Annotated in this window: 29 protein-coding genes, 1 pseudogene and 5 riboswitches; of the genes and pseudogenes, 17 read left to right on the plus strand and 13 right to left on the minus strand. The window is 34.7% G+C overall.

Going from position 1 to position 25,287, the window contains the following annotated elements; genetic code table 11:
• Positions 1-85 precede the first annotated feature (85 nt).
• Complete coding sequence (locus ACEPSS_RS02960; protein WP_395320044.1) at positions 86-640, plus strand: helix-turn-helix domain-containing protein; 555 nt, start codon at positions 86-88, stop codon at positions 638-640.
• A gap of 63 nt (positions 641-703) precedes the next feature.
• On the opposite strand, the gene ACEPSS_RS02965 is transcribed toward ACEPSS_RS02960, so the two are convergent.
• Positions 704-967 (minus strand): hypothetical protein, encoded by a 264-nt coding sequence (locus ACEPSS_RS02965; protein WP_395320046.1) that lies wholly within the window; start codon positions 965-967, stop codon positions 704-706.
• A 260-nt stretch (positions 968-1,227) separates the two neighbouring features.
• Here ACEPSS_RS02965 and ACEPSS_RS02970 point away from each other — a divergent pair.
• A pseudogene (locus ACEPSS_RS02970) lies at positions 1,228-1,584 on the plus strand (helix-turn-helix transcriptional regulator).
• A gap of 107 nt (positions 1,585-1,691) precedes the next feature.
• The gene (locus tag ACEPSS_RS02975; protein ID WP_395320048.1) at positions 1,692-2,288 is read left to right on the plus strand and encodes a hypothetical protein; all 597 of its coding nucleotides are present in this window, start codon (positions 1,692-1,694) and stop codon (positions 2,286-2,288) included.
• Positions 2,289-2,328: 40 nt separating this feature from the next.
• Here the strand turns inward: ACEPSS_RS02975 and ACEPSS_RS02980 are convergent, their stop codons facing one another.
• Together ACEPSS_RS02980 and ACEPSS_RS02985 are read right to left on the minus strand one after the other, a co-directional pair.
• Positions 2,329-3,207: a GRP family sugar transporter gene (locus ACEPSS_RS02980; protein ID WP_395320050.1), complete on the minus strand. Its 879-nt coding sequence runs from the start codon at positions 3,205-3,207 to the stop codon at positions 2,329-2,331.
• Positions 3,201-3,896 carry a TenA family protein gene (locus ACEPSS_RS02985; RefSeq protein ID WP_395320052.1) on the minus strand — a complete coding sequence of 232 codons (696 nt, stop codon included), beginning with the start codon at positions 3,894-3,896 and terminating at the stop codon, positions 3,201-3,203. Before ACEPSS_RS02985 ends, ACEPSS_RS02980 begins: the two co-directional genes overlap by 7 nt.
• Positions 3,897-3,985: 89 nt before the next feature.
• A riboswitch (TPP riboswitch) is annotated at positions 3,986-4,080 on the minus strand.
• An 89-nt stretch (positions 4,081-4,169) separates the two neighbouring features.
• A riboswitch (TPP riboswitch) is annotated at positions 4,170-4,258 on the plus strand.
• A 93-nt stretch (positions 4,259-4,351) separates the two neighbouring features.
• Between ACEPSS_RS02985 and ACEPSS_RS02990 the strand changes: the two genes are divergently transcribed.
• The 3 genes from ACEPSS_RS02990 (at position 4,352) to ACEPSS_RS03000 (ending at position 6,788) form a co-directional block, all read left to right on the plus strand.
• Positions 4,352-5,047, plus strand: coding sequence for a hypothetical protein (locus ACEPSS_RS02990; RefSeq protein WP_395320053.1), 696 nt, complete (start codon positions 4,352-4,354; stop codon positions 5,045-5,047).
• A gap of 2 nt (positions 5,048-5,049) precedes the next feature.
• Complete coding sequence (locus ACEPSS_RS02995; protein WP_395320055.1) at positions 5,050-6,312, plus strand: acetylornithine deacetylase; 1,263 nt, start codon at positions 5,050-5,052, stop codon at positions 6,310-6,312.
• 83 nt (positions 6,313-6,395) lie between these two features.
• Positions 6,396-6,788, plus strand: a complete 393-nt coding sequence (locus tag ACEPSS_RS03000) for a cytidine deaminase family protein (protein ID WP_395320057.1) — start codon at positions 6,396-6,398, stop codon at positions 6,786-6,788.
• A 69-nt stretch (positions 6,789-6,857) separates the two neighbouring features.
• Here the strand turns inward: ACEPSS_RS03000 and ACEPSS_RS03005 are convergent, their stop codons facing one another.
• The 3 genes from ACEPSS_RS03005 to ACEPSS_RS03015 form a co-directional block, all read right to left on the minus strand.
• On the minus strand, positions 6,858-7,373 hold the full coding sequence (locus ACEPSS_RS03005; protein WP_395320059.1) for an HXXEE domain-containing protein: 516 nt from the start codon (positions 7,371-7,373) through the stop codon (positions 6,858-6,860).
• Between the two features lie 193 nt (positions 7,374-7,566).
• Positions 7,567-8,541, minus strand: coding sequence for an MFS transporter (locus ACEPSS_RS03010; protein ID WP_395320061.1), 975 nt, complete (start codon positions 8,539-8,541; stop codon positions 7,567-7,569).
• Positions 8,542-8,570: 29 nt separating this feature from the next.
• Entirely contained in the window at positions 8,571-9,158 is a 588-nt protein-coding gene (locus ACEPSS_RS03015) for an MFS transporter (protein WP_395320062.1), read from the minus strand.
• A gap of 131 nt (positions 9,159-9,289) precedes the next feature.
• Between ACEPSS_RS03015 and ACEPSS_RS03020 the strand changes: the two genes are divergently transcribed.
• The 3 genes from ACEPSS_RS03020 (at position 9,290) to ACEPSS_RS03030 (ending at position 12,545) form a co-directional block, all read left to right on the plus strand.
• Positions 9,290-9,844 (plus strand): TetR/AcrR family transcriptional regulator, encoded by a 555-nt coding sequence (locus tag ACEPSS_RS03020; RefSeq protein WP_395320064.1) that lies wholly within the window; start codon positions 9,290-9,292, stop codon positions 9,842-9,844.
• 209 nt (positions 9,845-10,053) lie between these two features.
• Complete coding sequence (locus tag ACEPSS_RS03025) at positions 10,054-10,737, plus strand: TetR/AcrR family transcriptional regulator (RefSeq protein WP_395320066.1); 684 nt, start codon at positions 10,054-10,056, stop codon at positions 10,735-10,737.
• A 152-nt stretch (positions 10,738-10,889) separates the two neighbouring features.
• Complete coding sequence (locus ACEPSS_RS03030) at positions 10,890-12,545, plus strand: MFS transporter (RefSeq protein WP_395320068.1); 1,656 nt, start codon at positions 10,890-10,892, stop codon at positions 12,543-12,545.
• 33 nt (positions 12,546-12,578) lie between these two features.
• Here the strand turns inward: ACEPSS_RS03030 and ACEPSS_RS03035 are convergent, their stop codons facing one another.
• Complete coding sequence (locus ACEPSS_RS03035) at positions 12,579-13,262, minus strand: DUF4767 domain-containing protein (protein ID WP_395320070.1); 684 nt, start codon at positions 13,260-13,262, stop codon at positions 12,579-12,581.
• A gap of 156 nt (positions 13,263-13,418) precedes the next feature.
• Here ACEPSS_RS03035 and ACEPSS_RS03040 point away from each other — a divergent pair, with 156 nt between their 5' ends.
• The 7 genes from ACEPSS_RS03040 (at position 13,419) to ACEPSS_RS03070 (ending at position 19,287) form a co-directional block, all read left to right on the plus strand.
• Positions 13,419-14,771, plus strand: coding sequence for a purine-cytosine permease family protein (locus ACEPSS_RS03040; RefSeq protein WP_395320072.1), 1,353 nt, complete (start codon positions 13,419-13,421; stop codon positions 14,769-14,771).
• 31 nt (positions 14,772-14,802) lie between these two features.
• Positions 14,803-14,891, plus strand: a riboswitch (TPP riboswitch).
• A gap of 113 nt (positions 14,892-15,004) precedes the next feature.
• Positions 15,005-15,643 carry a hypothetical protein gene (locus ACEPSS_RS03045; protein ID WP_395320074.1) on the plus strand — a complete coding sequence of 213 codons (639 nt, stop codon included), beginning with the start codon at positions 15,005-15,007 and terminating at the stop codon, positions 15,641-15,643.
• Entirely contained in the window at positions 15,643-16,461 is an 819-nt protein-coding gene (gene thiD / locus ACEPSS_RS03050; protein WP_395320075.1) for a bifunctional hydroxymethylpyrimidine kinase/phosphomethylpyrimidine kinase, read from the plus strand. Before ACEPSS_RS03045 ends, thiD begins: the two co-directional genes overlap by 1 nt.
• A complete protein-coding gene (gene thiE / locus ACEPSS_RS03055) occupies positions 16,451-17,098 on the plus strand; it encodes a thiamine phosphate synthase (RefSeq protein WP_395320077.1) in 648 nt (215 codons plus the stop codon). Before thiD ends, thiE begins: the two co-directional genes overlap by 11 nt.
• A gap of 1 nt (position 17,099) precedes the next feature.
• A complete protein-coding gene (gene thiM, locus ACEPSS_RS03060; RefSeq protein WP_395320079.1) occupies positions 17,100-17,885 on the plus strand; it encodes a hydroxyethylthiazole kinase in 786 nt (261 codons plus the stop codon).
• 30 nt (positions 17,886-17,915) lie between these two features.
• Positions 17,916-18,004, plus strand: a riboswitch (TPP riboswitch).
• Between the two features lie 110 nt (positions 18,005-18,114).
• Positions 18,115-18,669, plus strand: a complete 555-nt coding sequence (locus tag ACEPSS_RS03065) for an ECF transporter S component (protein WP_395320081.1) — start codon at positions 18,115-18,117, stop codon at positions 18,667-18,669.
• A 192-nt stretch (positions 18,670-18,861) separates the two neighbouring features.
• Positions 18,862-19,287 (plus strand): Msa family membrane protein, encoded by a 426-nt coding sequence (locus ACEPSS_RS03070; protein WP_395320083.1) that lies wholly within the window; start codon positions 18,862-18,864, stop codon positions 19,285-19,287.
• A 42-nt stretch (positions 19,288-19,329) separates the two neighbouring features.
• Here the strand turns inward: ACEPSS_RS03070 and ACEPSS_RS03075 are convergent, their stop codons facing one another.
• Positions 19,330-19,695, minus strand: a complete 366-nt coding sequence (locus ACEPSS_RS03075) for a YisL family protein (RefSeq protein ID WP_395320084.1) — start codon at positions 19,693-19,695, stop codon at positions 19,330-19,332.
• Positions 19,696-19,750: 55 nt separating this feature from the next.
• Positions 19,751-20,641 carry a metal ABC transporter solute-binding protein, Zn/Mn family gene (locus ACEPSS_RS03080; protein ID WP_395320086.1) on the minus strand — a complete coding sequence of 297 codons (891 nt, stop codon included), beginning with the start codon at positions 20,639-20,641 and terminating at the stop codon, positions 19,751-19,753.
• Between the two features lie 113 nt (positions 20,642-20,754).
• Here ACEPSS_RS03080 and ACEPSS_RS03085 point away from each other — a divergent pair, with 113 nt between their 5' ends.
• Positions 20,755-21,393 carry a TetR/AcrR family transcriptional regulator gene (locus tag ACEPSS_RS03085; protein ID WP_395320088.1) on the plus strand — a complete coding sequence of 213 codons (639 nt, stop codon included), beginning with the start codon at positions 20,755-20,757 and terminating at the stop codon, positions 21,391-21,393.
• A gap of 34 nt (positions 21,394-21,427) precedes the next feature.
• On the opposite strand, the gene ACEPSS_RS03090 is transcribed toward ACEPSS_RS03085, so the two are convergent.
• The 4 genes from ACEPSS_RS03090 to recA all read right to left on the minus strand — a co-directional run bounded on the left by ACEPSS_RS03090 (position 21,428) and on the right by recA (position 25,231).
• Positions 21,428-21,856 carry a hypothetical protein gene (locus tag ACEPSS_RS03090; protein ID WP_395320090.1) on the minus strand — a complete coding sequence of 143 codons (429 nt, stop codon included), beginning with the start codon at positions 21,854-21,856 and terminating at the stop codon, positions 21,428-21,430.
• A 9-nt stretch (positions 21,857-21,865) separates the two neighbouring features.
• Entirely contained in the window at positions 21,866-22,510 is a 645-nt protein-coding gene (locus ACEPSS_RS03095; RefSeq protein ID WP_395320092.1) for an energy-coupling factor transporter transmembrane component T family protein, read from the minus strand.
• Positions 22,510-23,907 (minus strand): ATP-binding cassette domain-containing protein, encoded by a 1,398-nt coding sequence (locus tag ACEPSS_RS03100; protein WP_395320094.1) that lies wholly within the window; start codon positions 23,905-23,907, stop codon positions 22,510-22,512. Before ACEPSS_RS03100 ends, ACEPSS_RS03095 begins: the two co-directional genes overlap by 1 nt.
• Before the next feature lie 61 nt (positions 23,908-23,968).
• Positions 23,969-24,059: riboswitch (TPP riboswitch) on the minus strand.
• A 65-nt stretch (positions 24,060-24,124) separates the two neighbouring features.
• Complete coding sequence (recA, locus tag ACEPSS_RS03105) at positions 24,125-25,231, minus strand: recombinase RecA (RefSeq protein ID WP_395320096.1); 1,107 nt, start codon at positions 25,229-25,231, stop codon at positions 24,125-24,127.
• Positions 25,232-25,287 lie beyond the last annotated feature (56 nt).

Consider the following 25,287-nt stretch of genomic DNA (forward strand, 5'->3'; position numbering starts at 1 on the left):
TATAATTGCACAATTTATATTTTAGTAACCTATACAGTAAATTAATGTTCTAGTATAATGATTGGAAAAGCGAAGGATTGAAGATATGAATATTGCTGATAAGATAAAAAAGGCTAGACAATCCGCTAATTTAACGCAACAAGAAGTATCGGACAAATTGAACGTTTCCCGGAAAACACTATCTAGTTGGGAAAATAATCGCAGTAATCCAGATTTGAAAATGCTTAAGTCATTGGCTGATGTTTTTGATGAAGACTTAAGTTACTTTTTAGAGATTGAAAGAAAAAATGTTATTCCTAAGAAATTAATTTGGTTATACTGGATTAATTCTGTATTATTTTCGATTAATCTTATTACTACTATGTTTACTAAAATAAATATATATGGATTTACAGTTGTTGAATTGTTAGTTGTAATCTTACTATTTGCAGTTGGTAATCAACAAGAAAGTAAATTGAAAATTAAATTTAAATGGTTAATATTACTTTTTGTTTTCTCTATTTTTTCTATATTTACACTTTGTCATAGTTTTGATATATTTGGTTTTTTTAGTATTGGTAGTGTCATTGGATCATTATCACGGGCAATTATTATGACCTGGAGCTTCTACTGCATCGTAAAATTTTCAAAAATTATATAAAAATACCCCGCAAAAATTATTTTTTAATTTCTGCGAGGTATTTATTTTTAGGAGGGAACTACTTTAATTAGCCAAAAGTTCCTGCATTTCAGGAGCTGAAACCATTACATTATGTTTCTTTTTGTCGGTGGTGAAATAAATATATTCACCAATTCCAAATCTGCCAGTGCGATCTGGTCCGGTTACAGTTGCCCGTTGGATTTTGTCATTAATCGTAATTACATTATTACCAATTACGTTAGCAATAATCTGACCACCATTATTTACAATTCCAATTTTTACCATGCCGATGCTAATGCTCCGGTAAACTGGTTCTTCGATTGCCATAAGCGTCATCCTCTCTCTATTCAAATGTCAAACAACAGTTGAGTATCTCTCAACAATCACAGTATATCATGGAGTTAGATTTAAAGGGTAAAATAATTGCTTAAAAATTAATGAGAAAGTAGGGGCAATTTGAAATTGACATCATGCTCGTTAGAATTGCTAGGGTTCAACCTTATAATTGACACTTTATATTGATAAATGCTTTTCGATTTGCCAAGCTTACATAATAATAGAAGAAACACAAAAAAGGAGCTCTAAAAATGTCAGTTAAATTTGCAGAACAATTAAAAAAGTTACGAACTGAAAAGGGATTATCCCAAGAAGATTTAGCACAAAAGTTGTTTGTATCACGCCAGGCAGTTTCTCGCTGGGAGTCAGGTGATGACACACCAGATCTAGAAACAATTATTAAAATTACTAAGATTTTTGATTGTTCTTTAGATTTTTTAATTTTTGCAGAAGCACCAGAAAAAGTGCAAGCATAAGTTCCAGAAAAAGATAACATGAATTTTTGGGAATTTGTAGATCGAAAATGGTGGTTGATTTTTCCAATTGGTGGATTTATCGTTTGGATGATTGGAGCAATTTTTAGTATCTGTAAAAATGGAACCTATTAAGAATAACTGTTACTGGGACGCAATTTTGCGTTCCTTTTTTGTTTGATAGCCTTAAAGTTGTTATAATTAGTAAAAAATAGTGATGGCTTAAAACTGAGGCAACCAGAATGAAAATAAAACGTATATTTACATTGTTCATAGCATTGATCTTTATTTCAATTACCATATTTGGATATTTTGGTAGTCAAAAAGCAAAGCAGCAAGAAAATGAAGCAATTAAATTAGCTAAGACCATTAAATTAAAAGAAGTCTCACCAACAACTTTGGGGAGAGGCACAATTACCAAAGTTGACGATAAAGCTAAAGGATATGAGGATTTTCACGTGCAACTGGATAACGGGAAAAAGATTGAATTTACCTATAATTCAGATAATAAATCCTATGATAATGATAGTTCTGATGATAAATTTGATTACGCCCAGTACGATGGGCCACTAGTCGTCGGACAGAAAATTGAAATTACACGTAAAAATTATCAAGTTGTGGGAAAAGTGAAGGAATTTAAAAATATTTCTCACCGAGCTAAAGATGATATTTTTTTGAATGCCGTTTTGGATAGTACGGATGAAAAAATTCGTTATGGTATTCATATTAATTCAACACTTAATCAAACTAATTCAAAAGAAGAAATCAGTCGGGCTTTTAATCTCGTAAATTCTAATAGTCAACCAGATGTTTTTCCAGAAATTAAGGCCATTAAGTAAAAGGAACCCAGAAAGTTAACTTTCTGGGCTCCTTTTTTGGTTATTTTTGAATCAGAACCGTTAAAACAGCTGCACCTAAGATTAGGACTAGTCCTAGCATGGTGACGATGAACTCCGTTTGGGTTTTGCGTTGGTGTAACCAGAAAATTCCAGTTAAAGTTGCTACCACTACACAGACTTGTGACATCACGTAAGCCGTTGCCAAGCCTAACATATTTGGTTGCGCAACAATGAAGTAGGCTAAAATCCCAAAGCCAAATAAAATTCCAGTGGCGATTTGTTGATATGACACTTTAGCAGTAAAAGCATTATCAACTTTAATGGTAAACAAACAGTATAAGCTAGACCCCAGGACCATGCCAATTGTTTGCGCTAAAAAGACTTTTGGTCCGGGAATGTTAATAAATCGGGGTGCGGCGGAATATAGCCAATATCCCAATGATCCCAAAATCTGTAATAGAATGGCAATTCGCATCGTTTTAACACTACTTTTCTTGGGATGCTTGGACCAAATGGTTAAATAGGTTCCGATGGTAATGATAATTAACGCACTGAAACCTAATAATTTGTCCCGTAAAGTGGGCCAATTTCCCAGTGCAATCACACCCCATAAACAATTTACGACTAATTGAATTCCGGTATGCAGGGGTAGTGCTCGCGAAGATCCCACCATTTTATAACCAATGAAGCCCATCGTTTGACCAAAGGCCCATCCGATTCCAGAAATAGTTCCAATTAATAAAATTGTGGTAGAAGGTAAGGGAATATGAAAAGTAAAAGTTACGATTACCGCTACTAAAAGGGCTCCAAGGGAAGCTCCGTAGATTTGCTGATTAGGCTTTCCTCCAATCATCGTGGCAATGGTGGGAAATAAACCGTATGAAAAAATAGGGATACAACCGATAAGTAAAGCTAGCATGATTCAATCCCCTTGAAAGCATTTTGTTTCCAATCTGCCCATGTAACTTGACGGTATGAAGCATCAAAGAAATACCATTCTAAAAGACAACTCTTTAAAAAGGCATTTTTAACTTTAGCTAAATGTTCAGGAGAGGTTGATTTTGCTTCCTCATCCATTATTTTGAGAAATCCATCTGAAACACTTTGATAATTATCGCCTTCTAGGCATTCGACCCAGCCATAAAATGGATTATCTTTGGTTAACACGTTTTTTTTTGCTAAATATTTTACCAATTCAACATAAATCCAGACGCCAGCTTCAAAGGAAGCTAAAATATCAAGCGGATTACCAGTTTTAACTGGCTCTAATAAATGTTGAGTATATAAATAAGTGATTGGTTGCATTTCAGCACTTTTGATACTATCCCAATCTTGTTCCGTCATTCCCTTAAAAACATATTCATCAATCCCTAAGTGTTCAGTTAAAAGTTTTGAAAAATATTTTTGTTCTTCGAATTTTTTACTATAAATAATTAAATATGCTTGAACTTCAGTTTCAACATTCCCGTACTTTAAGTCTTGAGATACATAGTAATCAAGCGCTTTTTTATCAAGCTGATTTTTTTCAATTGCTTTGACAAAATCACATTGTTGAACTGCTTCTAAATATGGTTGTGCTGCTGTGAGTAATTCTTTTGAAAAGGGCATCCTAATTCTCCTAAAAATATAATAGTGACAAAATAAAAAGGACCAGCATTAATAGCGTGGTCCTTAAACTTTATTACGCACATTTTTAGAATAAAGCTAAGTGGTTTCCCTTCGCCAGTACTAACTGGAGCAGGTTCCATGGGTATTTCTCAGCTAAATTTAATTAGCACCCCAAACCAAAGATATTAAATTAGGTTACAAAGTAATTAAACTTGATAATTGAGCCGATGTCAATCTTAAATTAAAAAAAGTGTGATATACTCGTAACCAATAAAATAAAAGTTGGGGTGCGTTGAGCTGAGATTATACCCATAGAACCTGATATAGCTAATACTATCGCAGGAAACTTTACTAATTTAAGGAGATTTTTTGTCGTCCTTTAACTAATTTACTTTGGAGTTCTCAGCTCATGCTGGGGACTTTTTATTTTATAAAAAATTAGATGAGGTGGAGAAATGACAAAATTTTCAGAAGAATTGAGAACGATTGGTAACGATTATTTAGACCAAACTTTAGAGCAAGATTTTATGCAAGCAGTAATCAAGGGGAAAATTACCGATGAACAAGAAGTGTATTATATCAACCAAGATGGCATTTATTTAGCAGGATATACAGAGAATCAAGAAAGTATCCCTGGATTTTTTGCAGATTTAACCAAAGCTACTCGGCGTTTTTCAGCTTTAGATGACACTCCTAAATACAAAGTTTTAACGAACGAAGCAGATGTTGAAGAAGACGAAGTTCGTGATGAATTTATGCAACATTATCGTAATTTTTCAGAAAAAGATAATCCTAAATATGTTCAAGTGGGGAAAATAACCAAAAAATATCTTAAATTTTTAGCCGAGAATCGTGATCAGACATTATTAATCTCTTTGGCAAGTGTACAACCATGTGCTTGGGGATATGCTGCATTAGCTTTCAAACTAAAAGCTTTGAAAAAAGATTATGTGGAACCTTGGGATAAGTGGATTGATTTTTATACTAATCCTGATTTTGCAAATGAAGGTGAACTACTATTTGAAGAAATTGAAAAAGTAGCGCAACAAGCTTCCGAGGATGAACGGAGAAAAGCATGTGAAATATTTAAACAAGGTATGAAATTAGAAAACGAATTCTGGCAACAATGTTTTGATGTGGAAGGAAAATAAAGATGAATGAAATCAATTTACAAGACGAAGTGTTAGAACATAAATCAGAATTAATTGATTTAGTTCGTAAACTAGTTTCTTATCCAACCACTGCGCCGAATGGAAGAAATACGAAAAAGTTACAACAATGGATTGCTGATTATTTAGAAAAAATTGATTTTACTACTAATACATGGGAATTATACCCAGGAGACAATGAATTAGTTGGAGTTCATGAGGGAGATTCGGCATATCAAAGTTTGATTTTGAATGGTCATATTGATGTTGCACAAATTAATGAAGGCGAAGCTTGGTTACAAGATCCATTTCAGGTATTAGTAAAAGATGGAAAATTGATTGGTCGTGGAGTAGCTGATATGAAAGGTGCGATGGCAGCTTTTATGTTAGCCTTAAAAATTTTACATGAATCTAAAGTCAAACTTCCTGGAAAGATAATTTTTGAATCTGTTACTGGGGAAGAAGTTGGTGAAACTGGAACATTATCGACATTAGAAAAAGGTTATACGGCAGATTTTGCTTTAAATGGTGATGGGAATAATCTTGAATTACAAGGCCAAGGTGGTGTGATAACCGGATGGATTACCATTAAAAGTCCGCAATCTTTCCATGATGGGATGAGGAGAAAACTAATTCATGCTGGTGGCCAAACTAAAGGTGCTAGTGCAATTGAAAAAATGGCAAAAATCATTACCGCTTTGGGAGAGTTAGAACGAGACTGGGCTGTTGAAAAAGTTTATCCAGGATTTCCTTTAGGGACTTCAACGATTAATCCTGCTGTAATTGAAGGTGGAAGAAATCCGGCTTTTATTGCGGATGAATGTCGCCTTTGGATAACCATTCATTTTTATCCTAATGAATCTTATGCTTCTGTAACTAGAGAAGTCGAAGACTATATAACGAGAGTAGCGGATGCTGATGTCTGGATGCGTGACCATCATCCCACTTTTGAATGGGGTGGGAAGTCAATGATTGAAGATCAAGGTGAGGTTTTCCCTTCTTTGGAAATTGATGTTAAAAGTCAACCAATGATTTTACTGAAAGACGTTGTTGAAAATGTAACGAAAAATCCAGCGGTGCTTAGTTATAATCCTTCTGTAACCGATGGTGGTTGGTTTAGTGAATATCAGATTCCAGCTGTAATTTACGGGCCAGGAAATTTAAATAGTGCTCATTCAGTTAATGAAAGTATCAAAATTGATGATTTAGTTAAGTATACGCAGACCATAATTGAATTTATTGTTAAATGGTCGAATACTCGTAAGTAGGTTTATTATATTAAAGCAATTTGCAATGTGACATATATTATATAATAATGAAAATAAATATTGATTTTACTTGATTGGTGAAAATGATGAATAATGAAATATGGAATAATTTGTATAAAAAAGCTTTGTCGGTTTGTAATGGTCATGACATTTCTGAATCAATTTTTGCAGGTAGTGTAGCTTCCGCAATTTTGACGGATAAGGAGAATATCTACTTGGGGGTATCAGTTGATACTGCTTGTTCTTTAGGATTTTGTGCAGAACGAAATGCAATTGGAACGATGTTAACTTTCGAAAAATCTAAGGTGATTAAAGTTGTTACGGTTAGACAGAATGGTGAAATCGTGATGCCCTGTGTTGCTTGTCGCGAATTTTTAATGCAGTTAAATGGCAATCAGGGAACACAAATATTGGTAAGTCAATCACCCTTACAAGCAGTTAAGTTAACTGAATTAATGCCTAAATATTGGAAATGATTTTAAAGTAAATAAAGGATCTAAAAGAGTTAGATAACAACTAATTCTTTTAGATCCTTTTTGGGTTATTTAATTACCATTTTTAAATAAAGTTCTTCTGTAAAACCACGTTATAAGTTTATGGGTAATAAAAAGATTCAGTGTGACAAATATTAACGTTGGAATTAAATATATTAACAATCCAGCTAGGCTGGGGTTACACATTTTATAATATTTTAAAATTAACCAAATTAATAATGGCAATTCTAGCAACGCTGTTATTACCCCAGGTGAATAAAATTTGAAATAAAATGATGTACCAAAATGAATTAAAAAATGAAGCGTATAAGCGATTAAAAAAGAGAGATAAAGAAGATAATTATTTTCTATAAAACAGATTATTGTTACTAAAATTAAAATAACGAACTCTTCTAAGACTGCTATTGAAAAAAGGCTTGAATTTTTAGCAGCTCCAAATAAAGGATTTTTCATGTTTTTTAAAAAAGCAGCATGCTTTTCAACCCAACTTGGGACAAAAATTATTTCTTCAAAATCATGCAACATAAATAAGATGGGTAACAACCAGAAATTAAAGATTAAATTCATTTAACAATCCTATCTAAAATCCTTAAATTTTAAATCTTTAGAATTTTCTTTTCTTTTAAATTTAAAAATTGGAATGATTAACAATGATAAGAATGGAAGCCAAATCATAGCTTTGTAAACATTTAGGAATGAATTCTTCAAATGTTTCTTGATTTCATGTTTTAAGTCATGGAATAATGGCATTATTTGATTATTAATGTGATTTTCTTGTTTTTTGATTTACCGTACTATTAACTTTTGCTGAAACTGCTTTTTTGGTAGCTTCCGGCAATTCATTAGCGTTAACATTAGTTTTTAAACTAATCTGGTTAAGCGCATTGTAATAAGCCAATGATTTTATCATTTTAACTTTTTTATTAGGAACCTTAAATTTGTTTTTGTTTAAGTTAGAGTTGGCGTTACTAACATTGTTATTATTCGGATTTAGTTTATGATGAATTTTTTTAGTGATTTTATTTTTAACAACTGATTGGACATCCAGTTTTTGAACTTGATTATCACTATAACTAATTAAATGTCTTTTTGAATCATTGATATTATTGGTTAATAACGAAGCAAAAATAGCAATTGAGATAATCATCCCAACTTGTCTCAAAACGTTAGCAACACTTTGCGAGTCAGTTAGTAGGGCCCCATGGAAATTAGAAGCAGCTAAAATGTTTGCTGCTGATGCAACCATTCCATAGCCAATTCCCAGAACAATGCCAGCATAAATTAAAGGTAAAGAATTATGATCAAGGTTAAGATTAGCTAGCATATAGTAAGCAGCACCAATGAATAAAAATCCAATTGCGATGATTGCTTTATTATTAACTTTTTTAATGATTAGTGAAGTAATAATTACGGAAAACATTACGGAAATTGAATAGGGTGTAATCAATAAAGCGGCTGATAACTCACTATGTCCATAAACTTTCGTTAAAAGTGTTGGAATTAAAATTACGAAACCACCTAAAAAATAATTACAAAGAATTAAGGCTAGGGAAGAACCAGTGAAATTTCGATCTTTAAATAGTTTTAGATTTATCATTGGATTTTTAACTTTTAGTTCGACCATGATAAATACAATGAAAGAAATTGCTGAAGTTAGTAGCAAAGTAATAATTGAAACTGAAGTCCAACCCCAATCTTTTCCTTGAACTAAAGCTAAGGAAAAAGAGAATAACAAAATAATACTTAAAAGGGTACCTACCCAGTCTAGTGAAACTGATTTGGTAGTCTTTTCTTTTCTTTTCTTAATGGTAATACTAGTGGAAAGATAATTAGAACCAATAGGATTAACGGAATGTTAATGAAGAAAACCCATCGCCAACCAAGATATTGGGAAACAACTCCACCAATTGCTGGTCCAAGGGCAACTGCTAATCCTTGAGATCCAGCTAAGGCACCAACGGTTTTGTTTCGACTATCGTCGTTAGTTAGTTCTAGCGCAATTACCATACTAGTTGGAATAATCATTGCGGCACCAGTACTTTGAATTGCTCTAGCAAATAACATAAATGGTAAGTCGCCTGCAATCCCAGTTAAAAAAGAACCAGTTCCAAAAATTAGTAGACCAGTAAAAACAAATTTATTTTTACCGACTCTCTCTGCTAATCGACCGAATGGAATAATTAAACTAGCAAAAATAATGGTATAGATGTTAATTGCCCATGATAGATTTGATAGGCTTTCATTGAAAGCTGACTGAATTTCTGGCAAAACAATGGTCATGATGGAAACATCCATCATACACAAGATATTTACTAAAAGTAAAATTGGTAAAACGTATTTTAATTTTTTCATTACTTCCTCCTTTTAATGTCACTAGTGTGACAAAACTTTATTTCTATATTAGAATAGAGCAGAAAAAGTGGTTAGTCTATACAAAACGTTAAAGTGATACATTAGTCTAGGTTTTGTGACATGGAGGAAAAATGAATAAAAAGATGAATAAAAGCACGATTAGATCCAAAAAATGGTTAGTAAATGCTTTTTTTGAATTGCTAGGCGAAAAAGAATATTCTGACATTACGATTAAAGACATTGCTGATAAAGCACAGTTGGCTAGAAGAACTTTTTATCGCTTGTTTGATAACAAACAAGATTTATTGAATACTTATTGTGATAAATTATTTGATGAATATTTTGAGATTATCCAGAAAAAATCAAATGAAATAACTACATTTGAAGATATTCTTGATATTGTTTTCGATTTTTGGTGGTCTAAAAGAAATGAAATTTCAATTTTAATTAAGCGAGATATATTTCTCCCCTTTATGTTGCAAAGGCTTGATAAGTTTAAGAATATTTACTTAGCTTTTGATTTTCCTTGGCATTTGAATGCTAGTGAAAATGCAACAAATTATATCGTTGATTACTTTGTCGGTGGTCAATTTAATATTATTGATAACTGGCTCAGTAAAGATAATCCGGAAACTCCAGAATACATTGCTAAATTATTGATGAAATCAATTAGTAAAATAAATTAGAAAATTAAAAAGGACTTAGTTCGATATTAAATCGGAATAAGTCCTTTTTTAATTCACATAATTACTAACTTTGAGTTATTTATTGAGAATATTGTTTGTTTTTATTGTTGTTTTTTAAGGAAACAATTACATTAAAAACAATTAAACGATTATTAAGGAGAATATTTTGGAAGATAAAAAGCTGAAAATTAAAATAAAAGGAATCTTCTATGAACAATAACATACAAAGTGTTTTCGCAGAATGTTTATTAAAGACAAACTTATCCGAAAAACGAAAGTCAATTTTAAGAGCTGGATTAGCAATTTTTTCTACTAGGGGCTTTAGTTCAACCACTATTATGGACATTTCTAGAATGACTGGAATAGAGGAAAAAGAAATTTTGGTTCAATTTAAAGATAAGGATCAAATATTAAAATCTATCATGAATCTAATATTTGAATTTGTTGTTCCTAAACTTGAACATGATTTTATAGCGTTAATAGAAAACCAAAAATTTGATGATTTATCTGAGTTTTTGCATTTTATTATAAAAAATAGAATTATTTTTGCTTTGCAAAATGAGGGACAAATATTAATTCTGATTCAAGAATCACTAAAATATAAATCGGTGATGGACAAAATAAATAGACATTTATTTTTCATCAGTAGTAGTAAGGTTGCACATCAAATTAAATATTTTCAATCTATAAATGAAATAATAAACATTCCTGTTCAGAGAGTAATTCAGTATATATTTAGTATCGTATCTGGATTTATTTTTCAAATTGTAATTACACGTAGGTCAAATGTTAGTAATAAACAAATTAACATATGGGTCGATGAAGCTACCAAAATATTAGTTAGAGGTTTATCCCCTAAAAGTAATAATTATCAAGGGGGTAGTTTACACTGAAAATCAACTTATTAAAAAACAAGAGAAATCTTGCATCTTTAGCAGTTATTTTTTCTGCTATTCTTGTGATGTTGTCGCTCCAATTTTTTTCTAAGAATGTGATTGTTGGATATGATACCTTTTTTCACTTTAACCGAATTTATGATGCTGAAATGCAAATTAAACACCACAATTATAGTTATTTTATGTCTAATTATGGTTATCGGCAGTCTGGACAAATTGTAAATGCACTTTATGGACCATATATGACATATTTACTGGGGTTTATTTTATTAGTTACTCATAGTTGGTTTTGGTTTGAAATGATTGTTGATTTTATAATTTTAACAGTATCAGGATTAGGCGCATATGTTTTATTTCGTCGACTTAAAATTAATTATTTTTTAGCTGTTTCTGGTGCAATTATTTATTTATCGCAAAATTTTATCACTTACTGGATTACCAGTTCTGCCTTTTTAGACTGGGGTGCCATGATTTTACCTTACGCAGTGATGGTTGCGTTGGATTTACTTTATGGATCTCCTAAAAAAGTTCATTATACGTTAGCAATCGTTGTTGCGTTACTATTGGAAATGCATGTTTTGAGTACAGTGATTACAATCGTAATGTTTTTACCATTTTTCTTAATTGGATTTATTCGTTCACGTCAAAAAGTGAAGTATTTTAGCAAAATATGTTTAAATGCTATATTATCAATGGTTTTGAGCGCAAATTATTTTGCTGCCTTTTACAATGTCTTTTTGCATAATAAGTTAATTCCACCGTTTAGTAATGAAAATTTAAAATTTGGTGCTATGAAAATGGTATTTCCCAATATAACACAAAGTGAGGTTGGAATAGTATTCATAATTATTATCACCACACAAATATTCATTACTATATTCAACTTTAAGCGTTCTCGCTTGAATCTTGGTATTACAATTATTGGATTATTTTTATTTATATTATCTTCGGAATATTTTCCTTGGAATCAAACTGGACGTATTTTTTGTTGTTTTCAAAATTTTTTGCAATATCCCTCACGTTTTTTTGCATTTGCAGCATTATTAATGCTTACGGGATTCTTAATGTCAATGAATCAAATTATTCGAAATAGTAATTACCGGTTACTGAAGTATTCATATTATGCTTTTTTGGGAATCCTGGCGATTTCTGCCCTAATGTTGGGAATGAAAAACATTAAAACCCAGATGAATAATGATTGGAAACTGAATAGTCAACCGCCACAAGTAGGGGTTTATGCTAGTCATTTGCTCCCTTATGGATATTACCCAAAAGGTATGACTAAAACCAAGCTAAAAACTGATTTTGAAAGTGACGATTTATCGAAACCACTAAATGATGTTACTCGTTCTGTAACTGATTATCTCCCCGATGAGAGTGATGATGTATCACCTTGTCATTTACAAAATAAATATCGACATCAGATTACTTATAATACTCATGGTTATCATAAACATGTTTTAGATGATGGAAGTATTGATGTTACATGGCATAGTAAAAAATCCATGGAATCACGGGTTCCTATGGTCGCATATCATGATACTGTTTTAAAATTAAATGGAAAAATTTTAAAAAAGGTAAAAAACCATAAAATAATCAAACACCAGTTACAATCTGACCAGTATCAACTAACAGATATTGGTGGAATTTATTTGGCAGCTAGACGTGGCAAAAATAAATTAAATGTTAGTTATAAAGAACCAATTTACTTTACTTTGTCTCTTTATTGTTCGATATTTGCGTGGATTTCTGTACTTATTTTTTCTCTATTCAATAAAATGCTTAAAAAGCCATCTAACGATTAGTATTTAAGCCGTTAGATGGCTTTTTTGTGTTAATTAATAATTCATCTCATTATTATTAACAATATTAGCAAATTGACCACTAACATCTTGGTTAGCAGTTGGTTTAAAGTAAATCGCATTTTCGGGATTACCTTGGGTTTGCTGCGTTATCAAGGCAACTGGTTGTCCATCATGAATCGTAAATAGATAAAGGTGGGGGCTCATGCTTCCTTTATTTCGATCAGAATCCACATCTGAATAAATAGCAACGACGTTATAATCGTTGCTGCCAGTTCCGTCATCAGACCAGCCGATGGAAACCGGGCTACCATTTACCCGAATATTTCCTTGAGAAAAGACTTCTGGAAACCGATAACCCATGTAGTTATCTTGGTTAGCCGGATTAAAGTAATCATAATCTTGGTTCATCTTACTGCCAAAAGCATCCATGAAATTATTTAGTTTAGCATTTTTGCTGCTATTCCAAACTTCATGATTGTCATTAGAGCTGGACTTTTTGGAAGTTGTTTTGGTAGTTTGACTTTTTGTTGAAGTTGCTTGCTCCTTTGCTTTACTAGTAGTTGCGGATGGCTGTGTAGTTGAAACTTGATTCATAGCCCCGCTAGCAAATAGATAAACTCCGGCACCAATTACGACGACTAAGGCAATAAGAAGTAAAGTTAAATATAAATTTTTGTGACTGGTTGAATGATTTGACCGTGAAGTTTGCTGACGCATGAAAAATCCTCTTTTCTAATGATGATTAATCCAATTATACACTATTGAAATTTGACTAAGCCAGACTGTTAAACCGTGATTTTCTTTGCCATACTGTAAAAGACGATTGATACATTCAAATATAAAAGTAATGTTAACATTTTGGAGGATTTCAACTTGGATAATCAGAAATATAAATTTAAAGTTATCACCAATAGCGAACGGAATATGAACTATTGGGATATGTTTGCGACTTGGTATGGTGCCAACGCGAATAACGGAACGTGGTTTATTGGTGGTGTGATTGCTGCTTGTGGGCTTTTCGGTGGAATTGAAGCCATGCTAATTGGGGGAATCATTGCCTATTGTTTCTTGAGTTTAATGGGTTATGTTGGTTATAAAACGGGGGCAACCACCACAGTTTTAGCCCGTGGTTCCTTTGGAATTCGGGGAAGTTTGATTCCAACCGTAATTAATTTAACCTTGTTTCTAGGTTGGACGGCCGTTAATACCTTTATTGCCGCGACTTCGTTGGCTTTTATTTTTCATAGTTTCTTCAACTGGCCGCTTTTTGGTCATCCGGGCGGTAACCTCGGCTTAATTGTTGGAATTTTAGTGATGAGTGTCTTGCACATTTTAAGTATTGTGGCGGGACAACGTTCGGTTCAATTAGTTGAACGAATCGGAGTAATTTTAGTAATTATCTTTGTGATTTTAGAAGCAGTGGTTGTTTTTAAAAACGTTTCGTTTGCTGAGATTGCTCACTACGTGGTTCCTAAAGCACAACAAATGCCACTTGGACTGGCAATTGATACGATTGCGGCTTCCAGTCTGGGCTGGGTAATGGGTGGTGCTGATTTCACTCGTTTTACTGGTAAAAAAGGAACTTCGATTACGGCCCCATTCTGGGGAGCTTTGTTAGGATTATTGAGTTTCGGGATGATTGGAATTTGTACCACGATTAGTGTGGCTTTAACGTCTGGATCATACAATCCTAATAATTCCGATCCTAGTATTATTGCGAATAAATTAGGCTTAGGTTTAATTGCGATGCTCGTAATTGTTTTGACCAGTATGACTGCCAACGCTGTTAACATTCAAGCGGGAGCCTCCGCTTTAAATAACATGACGCCTAAATTAAGCTTGAACAAGTCATTAGTTGTGATTACAATTATTTCAATGATTTTGACGTTTGTGCCAATCTTGAGTGGTAGTTTCTTGAACTCCTTCATCTCATTCCTTGATTACACGGGAATGTTACTGGGACCAATTATTGCAATTATGGTAGTGGATTACTTTATTTTAAATAAGGGCAGTTACAACCAAAAAACTTTATCCGATGCGAACGGAAAACTTTGGTATCATGATGGGTTTAACTTGATTGCGATTGCTTCTCTAGTAGTGGGAGTGTTAATTTATCTAGGTTTGAAACAATTAGCGGTGATTCAAGATTTTACCGGAGCAACCTTTATTACAATGGGAATTGTGGCGGTCCTTTATTTAGGTGCCAGCAAACTTTTTCATAAATAAAAGAAAAACTATGTTATACTAACTGCATAAAAATAAAAAGTTGGGGTGCCTAGAGCTGAGATTATACCCATCGAACCTGATATAGCTAATACTATCGCAGGAAACTTTTACTTAATGATTAATCATAAGTAGGTCTTTTTGGCTACTTTTGCAATTAAAAAATTAATGATGAAGTTCTCAGCTCATGGCTGGGGACTTTTTATTTTTGCCAAAAAACGATAGGAGAAAAGCAGATGACAAAAACATTATTATCAGATCAAATGAAGGCAGGGGTTACGGATATCATGCCGCAGTTTTTTACCAATGAATTTGTAAAAGGAATTGCAGCGGGTAGCTTACCCAAGGCCGCGTTAATTAGTTACACGCAACAAGATAACTTGTACTTAGAAAATTTTTTGCATTTATATCAAGCCGTCTTAGGTGATTTAGATCCAGAATTATTGGCCGTAACCGAACATGATATTAATTCCGAAAACGGAGCTCACCAAGTTTTATTACGGGTAGCTGGGACTGATACCAAAGCAATTATGACTCCAGAACTTGAGCAAAAAGCCACTACGAAACATTATCTAAATCACATGCAAGCATCATTAGAGCAATCACCCGCATTAGGGTTAGCGTCAATGCAAGCTTGCCCATATGTTTATAACTACGTGGCTAATGAATTAGTTAAACAAGGGAAAAATAATGCCGCTAATCCGTTTAAAGACTGGATTGATTTTTATGCGAGTTCGGAAGAAAATTTTGGCGAAACTATGTTTAAGTTGTTGAATCAAAAGGTTGATTCCAAAGACTATCCGGCTGCGATTGAAGCATTCCGAATTAGCGTCATTGACGAACTTAAATTTTTTGCACAAGCTATGGAGGCCTAATGATGGACGAATTAAAACAATTTCCAGAAGCCTTAACGATTGCTGGAACGGATTCTGGTGGTGGAGCTGGGATGGAAGCGGACATCAAAACGATGCAAGCATGTCACACTTTTAGCACCAACGTGGTGGTCGGAGTAACGGCTCAAAATACTTATGGGGTGCAGGACTTATATCCCTTACCTCAGCAAATCATTGATGCCCAATTTGCCTCAATTATGGCTGATTTTGAGATTCGAGCTGCGAAAACGGGTGCCTTATTTGATTCAGAACGGGTGCAAATGGTAGTGAAAAATCTAAAAAAATATCAAATTCCTAATTTAGTGGTTGATCCAGTGATGGTAGCCAAAGGTGGGGCTAAATTATTAACTGACGAAGCCATTCAAACGTTAAAAACCGATTTATTGCCGCTTGCGACGTTAGTTACGCCTAATTTGCCGGAAGCAGAACTTTTAGCTGACCAAAAAGTGGAGACCCAAGTCGATATGTTAAATGCCGCGAAACGAATTCAAACCTTAGGTTGTCCGAATGTCATCATTAAAGGCGGACATGGTCACGAAGCGGTGGTTTATGACTTTGTCAAACTAGGTGACGATGACGAATTTTGGTTAGAATCAAAACGAATTGATACGATTCGGACCCACGGAACAGGTGATACCTTATCATCAGCAATTGTGGCTTATTTAGCTCAAGGAATTAAGCTAGAAACAGCAATTCACCAAGCTCACGACTATTTAGCGACGATTATTAGCCAACCGTTGCCAATTGGCCACGGTCACGGTCCGTTAAATCACGGAGAATGGAGTAATCATGAAATTTAATCCGAAATGTTTAACAGTTTATTTAGTAATCGGAACGCAAAACACCGAAAACAGTGCGAAACAATTACTGGCAACGGTGCAAGCCGCTTGTGAAGCAGGGATAACTGCCGTTCAATATCGCGAAAAAGATGGCAGTCAGTTAGCCGAAAAAGAAAAATATGAACTGGGTCGGTTAGTGCATCAAATTACAAAGCAATATCAAATTCCGTTATTTGTCGATGATGATTATGAATTGGCCATGGCGATTCATGCAGAAGGAATTCATGTGGGGCAAACAGACGAAAAAGTCCATGTGATTCGGCAGCAATCGCCAGAATTGTTGATTGGATTATCAGTCCATGATTTAGCGGAATTAAAGCAGAGTGAAGCGGAATTAAAGTTGGTTGATTACTTAGGCGTTGGCCCAGTTTTTGCAACCACTAGTAAGCAAAAAGTTAAAGCGCCCATTGGGGTAAACGGAGTCACAGCAGTAGCAGAACAGACCGAATTACCAGTGGTCGCAATCGGTGGAATTCATTCCAATAACGTCGCTGAATTAAAGGATGCTCCAGTTGCAGGAGTATCTGTGATTTCTGCCATTACCAAAAGTGAAGATATTGACCAAACCGTCCAAATTTTAAAGAAACGAGGTAGATAAAATGGAAGAAATGATTAAGAATGTTCGTGAGCAAAGTCCAATTGTTTTAAACGTTGCAAACCATGTAACCCCGCAACACGTAGCAGATGGAATTAATTATATTGGTGGCTCACCCATCATGATTGCCGATCCGTTAGAAGCTAAGGAACTCACTAGCTTAGCGAATGCGGTTACTTTAAATTTAGGCTCAACTAGCCCAGTGTCGCAAATGTTGATGTTAACGATTGGCGAAAAAGCAAATGCCATGGGCATTCCCGTCGTCTTTGATCCTGTAGCCGTGGCTGCTTCAACGATTCGGACAGAACGAGCTCAACAATTATTAAAAAACGTCCAAGTCGATGTAGTGCGGGGAAATATGGGAGAAGTCGCGGCTTTAGCAGGGGTTGCCTGGCAGTCACATGGCATTGATGCGGGTAGCGGTGATGGTGATCAAGTTGAGATTGCGAAACAAGCGGCGAAAAAGTTGAAATGCAAGGTCGTCGTATCGGGTGCAACTGATATTGTGACGGATGGTGAACGGGTTTACTTGATTGAAAATAACGCACCGTTGCTATGTACGAATGTCGGGATGGGTGATGTTTTAGATGGAATTTTAGGGGTCTTTTTAAGTCAAAATGATTCGTTAGCAGCTTTAGCTTATGCGACTGGAATTTTACCGGTGGCGGCCGAGTTAGCAATGCAAAAGTTCCCCGTGCAGGCCGCAAGTTTTTTAACGGCAACTTTTGATAATTTAGCTACGCTTGATGATGAAACACTGCTTGCTAATTTGAAAATCAAGTTGCTTTAAAGTTTTTGTATGCTATACTAAACACATATAAATAAAAAGTTGGGGTGCCACGAGCTGAGATTAAACCCATTGAACCTGATATAGTTTGTACTATCGAAGGAAACTTTCTAACTTTAGATGATTAAGGATTGTATTCGCGATGCAATCTCTAAAAATTAATTTTTCTAAAGCTCTCTGCTTGTGGCCGAGAGCTTTTTATTTTGGAAAATTAATTTTTGGAGGAATCATTATGAACAAATGGCATTTGAAAGACATTATTTTAGTTACATTAATCGGAATTGTGTGTGGATTAATTTTTTGGATTATGGATCCGATTTACACGGCCGTTACCGCAATCTTAACCCCAATGGGATTAGCACCATTTAGCGGTGCAGTATTGATTGGTTTCTGGACCATTGCTGGACCTTTAGCCATAATGGTAATTAAGAAACCCGGTTCTGGCTTACTTGCTGAATTTTTAGGAGCAGCAGTTGAAATGTTGCTAGGTGGAATTTGGGGAGCTGCTACTTTAATCTCAGGTTTAGTTCAAGGAATTGGATCTGAATTAGGGTTTGCGTTTACTGGTTACAAAAACTATGGCAAATTGGGAATGTTATTATCAACCTTTACCACCACGATTGTAACGTTTGGTTACCAACTAATTAAGCATGATTATGCTGGATTTAGTTTTGGAATGATTGCTGCTTTGTTTGTAGTCAGTTATATTTCCGTTTTTCTCTTTAGTGGAGTACTTTCAATGGCCATTGCTAAGATGTTAGAACGGACTCATTTATTAGATAAATAGTAAAAAATAAAATTCTGTCACTTAAGGTGGCAGAATTTTTTGTTTGCTGTAAGTCAGTGAGGATAGGGGATTGAGCGGATGTAACCTATCCGTAGACATGGAATTTAGGCAGTGCTACGATAATTAGCTAGGAAATTTTATTGTTTTAACGTACGATAACTTCAACGAATCAATTCGAGGGAGGAGATTTTTATGTTTACCTTATTAGTTATTTTATTAGCACTTGCTTTTGATATTTTAGTCTATCTCACAGCCGGAAGTTTCTTGGCAGTTGAGTCATTTGGTATTTTTGTCATCATTATTTATTTAATCCCAGCTTTATTAAACGGAGTAATTGTGGCAACTGGTGTCATGGAAAACATCAAATTTAGATTTTTGAAATACATCTTACCCACGCTAACTTTATTTGCTTATTTTGTGTTTGGCAAGATGGTAGTTTATAGCTCAGAATGGCAAAAATTCGTCGAAAATAATACATATACTAACGGTTCTTTTTCCATTCAAGTTTCAAAAGATTTACTGGGATTAGAACAAATTTTGTTCATCTTAATCTTTAATTTCGTAGTCGTGATTGCGGTTAAGAAAATTGTGGTTCGCTCTAATCAGAGAGTTGATTAAATAATATGCAAAAAATGGTCTGCGATTGCAGACCTTTTTTGTTTATAAATATTGATTTAAGGGAAACCCACTAGTTAGATATAAACCTAGGCCACCCACCAATAAGATGAAGAAGATCACTAGCCAGGCCAGTCCGAGCGATAAACGTTTCCGGTTTTTCGTGGCAAAGGCCATTTCAATAATCCCAATTAAAACAATTCCGAGAATCACTTTAATAATCGTTAAAGTCGGATGATTAGGGAAAGCATGACTGACTAGTAATACTCCCGTTCCAATCGCGAATAGATAACCAACTCGGGTAATCATCATCGAAATTAAACTTAACTTCTTTGATTGGCTAAAGAGGGCTAGAATCGTTGTCACTAAAATAACTAGCCAAGTAATTAAATGAATCCAAACTAAGTACATAATTGATTTCCTTTCAGTGCTTTTAATTCTATTATAGAACTAAATCACTCAAAGATTATTGATTATCTTGGATTTTTTTAACTTGTTCGTATTGACTGTTCATCCAATCAAAGTAGTTTGTGCCAGCCGGAACCGTTTCAGTAACTTTAACGACGGGAACGTTGTTCTTTTTAGCAAGTTCAGCTAAATCAGTGACCGTTTTATTTTCGGTTTGCGTATTTTCAACAAAGAAGGCAATTTTGTGACCTTTGATGTCGTCACGAACCTTAACTAAATCTTTTGGTGATGGGTCAACGTCTTTTTCGATGGCGTTTGCAAAACCAGGATCAGTTACTTTGTAACCCATGGCTTCAAGCGAATAGTTAAAGACTGGTTCACTAACCGCAACTTTTTGGTGGTTACTCTTCGTAGCAAGTTCTTTGACAAGTGCTTGATTCTTTTTCATTTTGTTTTTGTAATCGGCTGCATTCTTTTCGAATTCTTTTTTATGCTTTGGTTGAATCTTGCCGTAAGTTTCGGCTAACTTATCAGCTAACTTACTCATAGTAGCGGGATCATACCAAATGTGTTCATTGTCACCATTCTTTTTATCCATTAGCTTACCAACGTTGATGACTTTGGGATCATTACCGTTGTTACTATCCAACTTATTCATCCATTCGTCATAACCAAGGCCATTTTCAACAACTACGGTTGCTTTATTGGCAATTGCGGCATCGGAATTTTTGGGCGTAAATTCATGAGGATCAACTCCAGGTTTGACAATGAATTCAACTTTTCCGTGGTCACCTAGCACTGCTTTAGCAGGTTCGGCATAGAAATTGGTGGTAGCTACAACATTAATTTTATCTGACTTTTGACTACTTTGACTTTTACAACCAGTTAAAAATAATGCTATTGTAATAAATGAAAACAAAACGCTAGAAACTTTAATAATTTTTTTCACTTTACTTCTCCTAAGTAATTTTTTAGTTACACATGCGATAAGATAACACTGTTACCTTATTTAAGATAACACCGTTACCTTAATTTGGCAAGAAAAAATATCGAGGTACGAAAATGGGAACGAAACGTAATTACGAAATGACCAATGAATTACTGTTAGCATCAGCGAAACAGGCTTTTTTAGCCCAGGGATTTAAAGATACAAAATTGCGCGATATTTGTCGGCAAGCTGAACTCACCACGGGTGCTTTTTATAAGCATTTCAAATCAAAAGATGACCTATTAGCCCAGTTAGTGAATCCGCTCTTGCATGATTTAAAAACAATTTATACTAAACAAATTAATGAAGCACTGCAGTCAATGACTCCAGCTAACATTAATCAAATTTGGTTGGAAAAAGTTTTGAATATGGATGATGTAATTCATGCTGTTTACCAAAATCGGGAAATTGCAGATTTATTATTGTTTAAAACAAATGGCTCTAAATACAATAATTTAGCGGAACTGATTACGCAATTTTTTACCGATCAAGTGATTCAAGTAATTGCTGAGATGGAACAAAAGGGAATTTTACCAACGGATTTTGTGCCTGATCAACGCCAAATTCACTTTTTTGTGTATTCAAATACAGCGACTTTCTATGATATTTTAAAACATTCTTTTACTGAAGCAGAAACCATTAAACTAGATCAAAAGCTCTGCCAGTTTAGTTATTATGGCTGGATTAATGTTTTGGGATTAAATCAAAAATAAAAGACCGACATTTTTGTCGATCTTTTTTTGCTAACTACGAATCTAATTGTGCCAATTTACCAGATAAAGCAGCTGCCAAAGCTAATACAATGGCAGTTGTTTTTTCGTTAGTTGGGAAATTGATGAGTTCAGGATGATTTAATTTGATTTCAAAATAATTGGAAATTCCAATTGTCCCAAAGACGTCAGCGATTTGCAGCAACAAAGCGTTGGTGACATTTTCGTTGTGATAAATTTGGACAAGGGGTTCGCTTAATTGACTGTTTTCTAAGGCAAAACAAACTAGCAAATTTTCGCTAACTTGAGGTTTTTGCATGATTTTTTCTAATAACTTTTCGGCTGTTTTAATAGCAGGAACACTACTATATAAACATTGATAATTAATTGCCAGCTGGGCAATTTCGGTTAAAGAAACGTTGCGTTGCTGAAATTGTTGCAAGATGTATTTATAAGCGGATGACATATTTTTTCCTTAGTGAATAAAGATAATTAATTGAACTACAAGCAAAGTGGCTAACAAAACAATCCAGTCTTTGGGATGAATTTTACTAATTTTGAAAAAGGTTCGCGGTTGATTTTCGACAAATCCTTGTGATTCCATAGCTTGAGCTAAGTCGTTTGACCAGCCAATGGCGACAATCAGGGCTTTAAAATACAAAGTCGGCATCCAAGGGTGTAGCACTTTTCCTCGCATATTTCCGTTAGCCCGAATTACTTTGATTTCGTATTGTAAACGGGGAACTAAATTAATAGCAGCTAATACGCCATAGACAAATTTAGCGGGAACATGAGCATTTTGTTCAAGCGAATTTGCTAAATCAACCATGTAGGTCGTTAACGAGAAAATTAATCCTAGGAAGACATAGGCATAAAGTCGCGTGAACAATGCCGTACCCATTACTATTCCATCTCCGTAATAGAATTGAGAAAAGAAAATTCCTAAAGCGGGTAGCAAGGCAACTAAACAAAACATGGCCACCGTTTTAAGGTTAACGCGTTTCCAAATTAAGTAGGCCAGACAAACTACGATAATGATAACGTTTAGGGTAATGTTTGTGATGAACGAAATTTCAAAGGCAATCAAAAACACGAGTAGTAATTTAATCGCTGGATTCATTAGAGCGCCTCCTTGTAAGTCAATTTTTGGTTGGCAAATTCAATGTGATAATCAAAAAAATGATTAAATTGAAAGATTTGATGACTAATCACAATTAATGAATGCTGCCGTTTGATAAATTCGGTTTGTAACAGTGACTCAACTAGTTTTACTGATTCACGATCTAAGCCAGCAAATGGTTCATCAAGTAACATAATTTGCGGATCACGAATTAACATTAACAAAATTTGGAGTTTCTTTTTTTGCCCACCACTTAACGTGTAAACGACTTGTTCTTTTTTATCGTCAAGTTGGAGGACTTTTAACGTCGCTGCAATTTTGGCTTCCGTCCAAAAATCAGATAAAGCTGTTGCTTGGGCTAACTGTAATTCTTCGGTTACAGTGACGTTTAAAAATTGGTCGTTGGCGTTTTGAAAAATTAAAGCGATTTGCTGGTAAAAAGTTTTATTTTTGATTTTTTTGATGTTTTTAGTGTTTAAAAAGACCTCGCCATGGTATTTTTTGAGCTTGGTGAGGGAACGAAATAGCGTGGACTTCCCAATTCCGCTTGCTCCCGTTAATAAAGTACAGCCCTGATAGAATTTAAACTTAGAACAATTTAACAAAGTCTTTTTTTGTGCTTGAAAACAAAAATCAGTGACTTCGATGTTAAAGTCCTGCTGGGGAATTTTAAAATGAATATCAGGTTGATAATTATTATTCAACGTTTGGTAGGTTTCAGGACCAGAAAGTTCTTTAATTGAAGTCCCTTCAACGCGAAATAAATGCTCAACCAGCCCAGTGTAACCAGTTAAATCATGATCAGAAATGATGATGGTTTTGTGCTGTTCGCGTTGCAATTTAACTAATTTTGCTAGAATAGCCTGTTTGGCAGGGAAGTCGATACTCGCAAATGGTTCATCTAATAACATAATGTCCGAATCTAGTGCGACCATCGTTGCTAAAACCACTTTTTGTTTTTCGCCACCAGAAAGCGTTACAATCTTTCGGTCAGCTAAATTTTGAATGTCACAAAAGGCTAAGGCATCATTAACTTTATTTTCAATTTCCGCTGGCGGAGTTTGAATGTTTTCTAAAGCAAAGATTAATTCTTCTTTTACTTTTTGCATGACAAATTGTTGATTAGGATCTTGAAACATCATGCTTACTAATTTTGCCCGTTTTGCCGGGACAATCTCTTTGATACTATTCCCAGCAATCTTAATAGTTCCACGATACGTGGGATTATCTGCTAATCCAGCAATAATTGTCAGTAAGGTTGATTTACCGCAACCAGATGGCCCGGTTAGTAGTGAAATTTCACCACTAGGAAAAGTGAGATTAACGTTTTCGAAAATCGGTTGCTCACTTTTTGAATATTTGAAATTGAAGTTTTGGACCTCAATGTTGTTCATCATAGCTTCCTCCAAAGAAAAAGCCATCTTCTAATTAGAAGACGGCTTTTGTTTTATTAAATTAGACAACTGTTTGTCAGATTACCTCCGCTAGCATTACCTAGATCAGGTTCAATGGGTATAATCTCAGCCGTTAAGCACCCCAGCTATTTAATTGTGTCTTTATTATAACAAAAAAGACCGCTAATTACTTTGCGGTCTTAAAAATAAAGATTTTAATTTAAATATCTAGTTTTGCATCTTCAGCTGGCTTAGCGTCATCTTTGACTGCTTTGTCAGGTTTTTCTACTTTTTCAGTTTTAGCAGGATCTTCTTTTTCAATGCCATAAGCTACTCGAACTTTGTGGATTAGTTCTTCTACTAACTCAGGTTTTTCGTTCAAGTTAGCCACAGTTTTGTTAAGCCCTTGACCTAGACGTTCTTCACCGTATGAGTACCATGAACCAGACTTGTCGATAATATCTTTATCAACGGCTAAGTTCACCATGTCAGCAACTGGTTCAATCCCTTTACCGAAACTCATGAGCGTATCAACGGTCTTGAAAGGAGGGGCCACCTTGTTTTTGGCAACTTTAATCTTGGTTTCTTTCCCAACGACTTCTTGACCGTCTTTTTGTTGTTTCGTTCCACTAACTCGGAGACGAACACTAGAGTAGAATTTCAATGCTCGACCACCAGGAGTCGTTTCGGGGTTACCAAACATCACTCCAACTTTTTCCCGAAGTTGGTTAATGAAAATTACAACGGTATTAGTCTTGTTGATGTTAGCCGTTAATTTACGAAGGGCTTGGGACATCAAACGAGCTTGTAAACCAACGTGAGAATCACCAATGTCTCCTTCAATTTCGGCTTTTGGAACCAATGCAGCTACAGAATCGACCACGACTAAATCAATTGCACCAGAACCAATTAAGGCATCTGCAATCCGAAGTCCTTCTTCACCAGTTCCTGGTTGTGAAAGAAGTAAGTTATCAATATCAACGCCTAATGCTTTGGCATATTCGGGATCCATCGCATTTTCAGCATCAATATAAGCTGCAGTTCCACCATTCTTTTGGGTTTCTGCAACGGTTTGTAAGGCAATGGTAGTTTTACCAGAAGATTCAGCACCGAAAATTTCTACTACCCGACCACGGGGAAAGCCACCAACTCCAAGGGCAATATCTAAGGATAAAATTCCAGTTGAGATTGCACTAACAGAGTTTTCGGGAGTTTCGCCCATTCGCATAATAGCACCAGTACCAAATTCTTTTTTAATTTGTTTTAACGCTTTATCGAGCTCAGCTTGACGAGCATCTTGCGCGTTTTTCTTAGAACTTGAGGCCATAAAAACACCTTTCTATTTTTAAAACGTGAACGTTTGTTCGCTTATCAATAATCTTT

It is taken from the genome of Fructilactobacillus frigidiflavus (assembly GCF_044054575.1).
Classification (GTDB): domain Bacteria; phylum Bacillota; class Bacilli; order Lactobacillales; family Lactobacillaceae; genus Fructilactobacillus; species Fructilactobacillus frigidiflavus.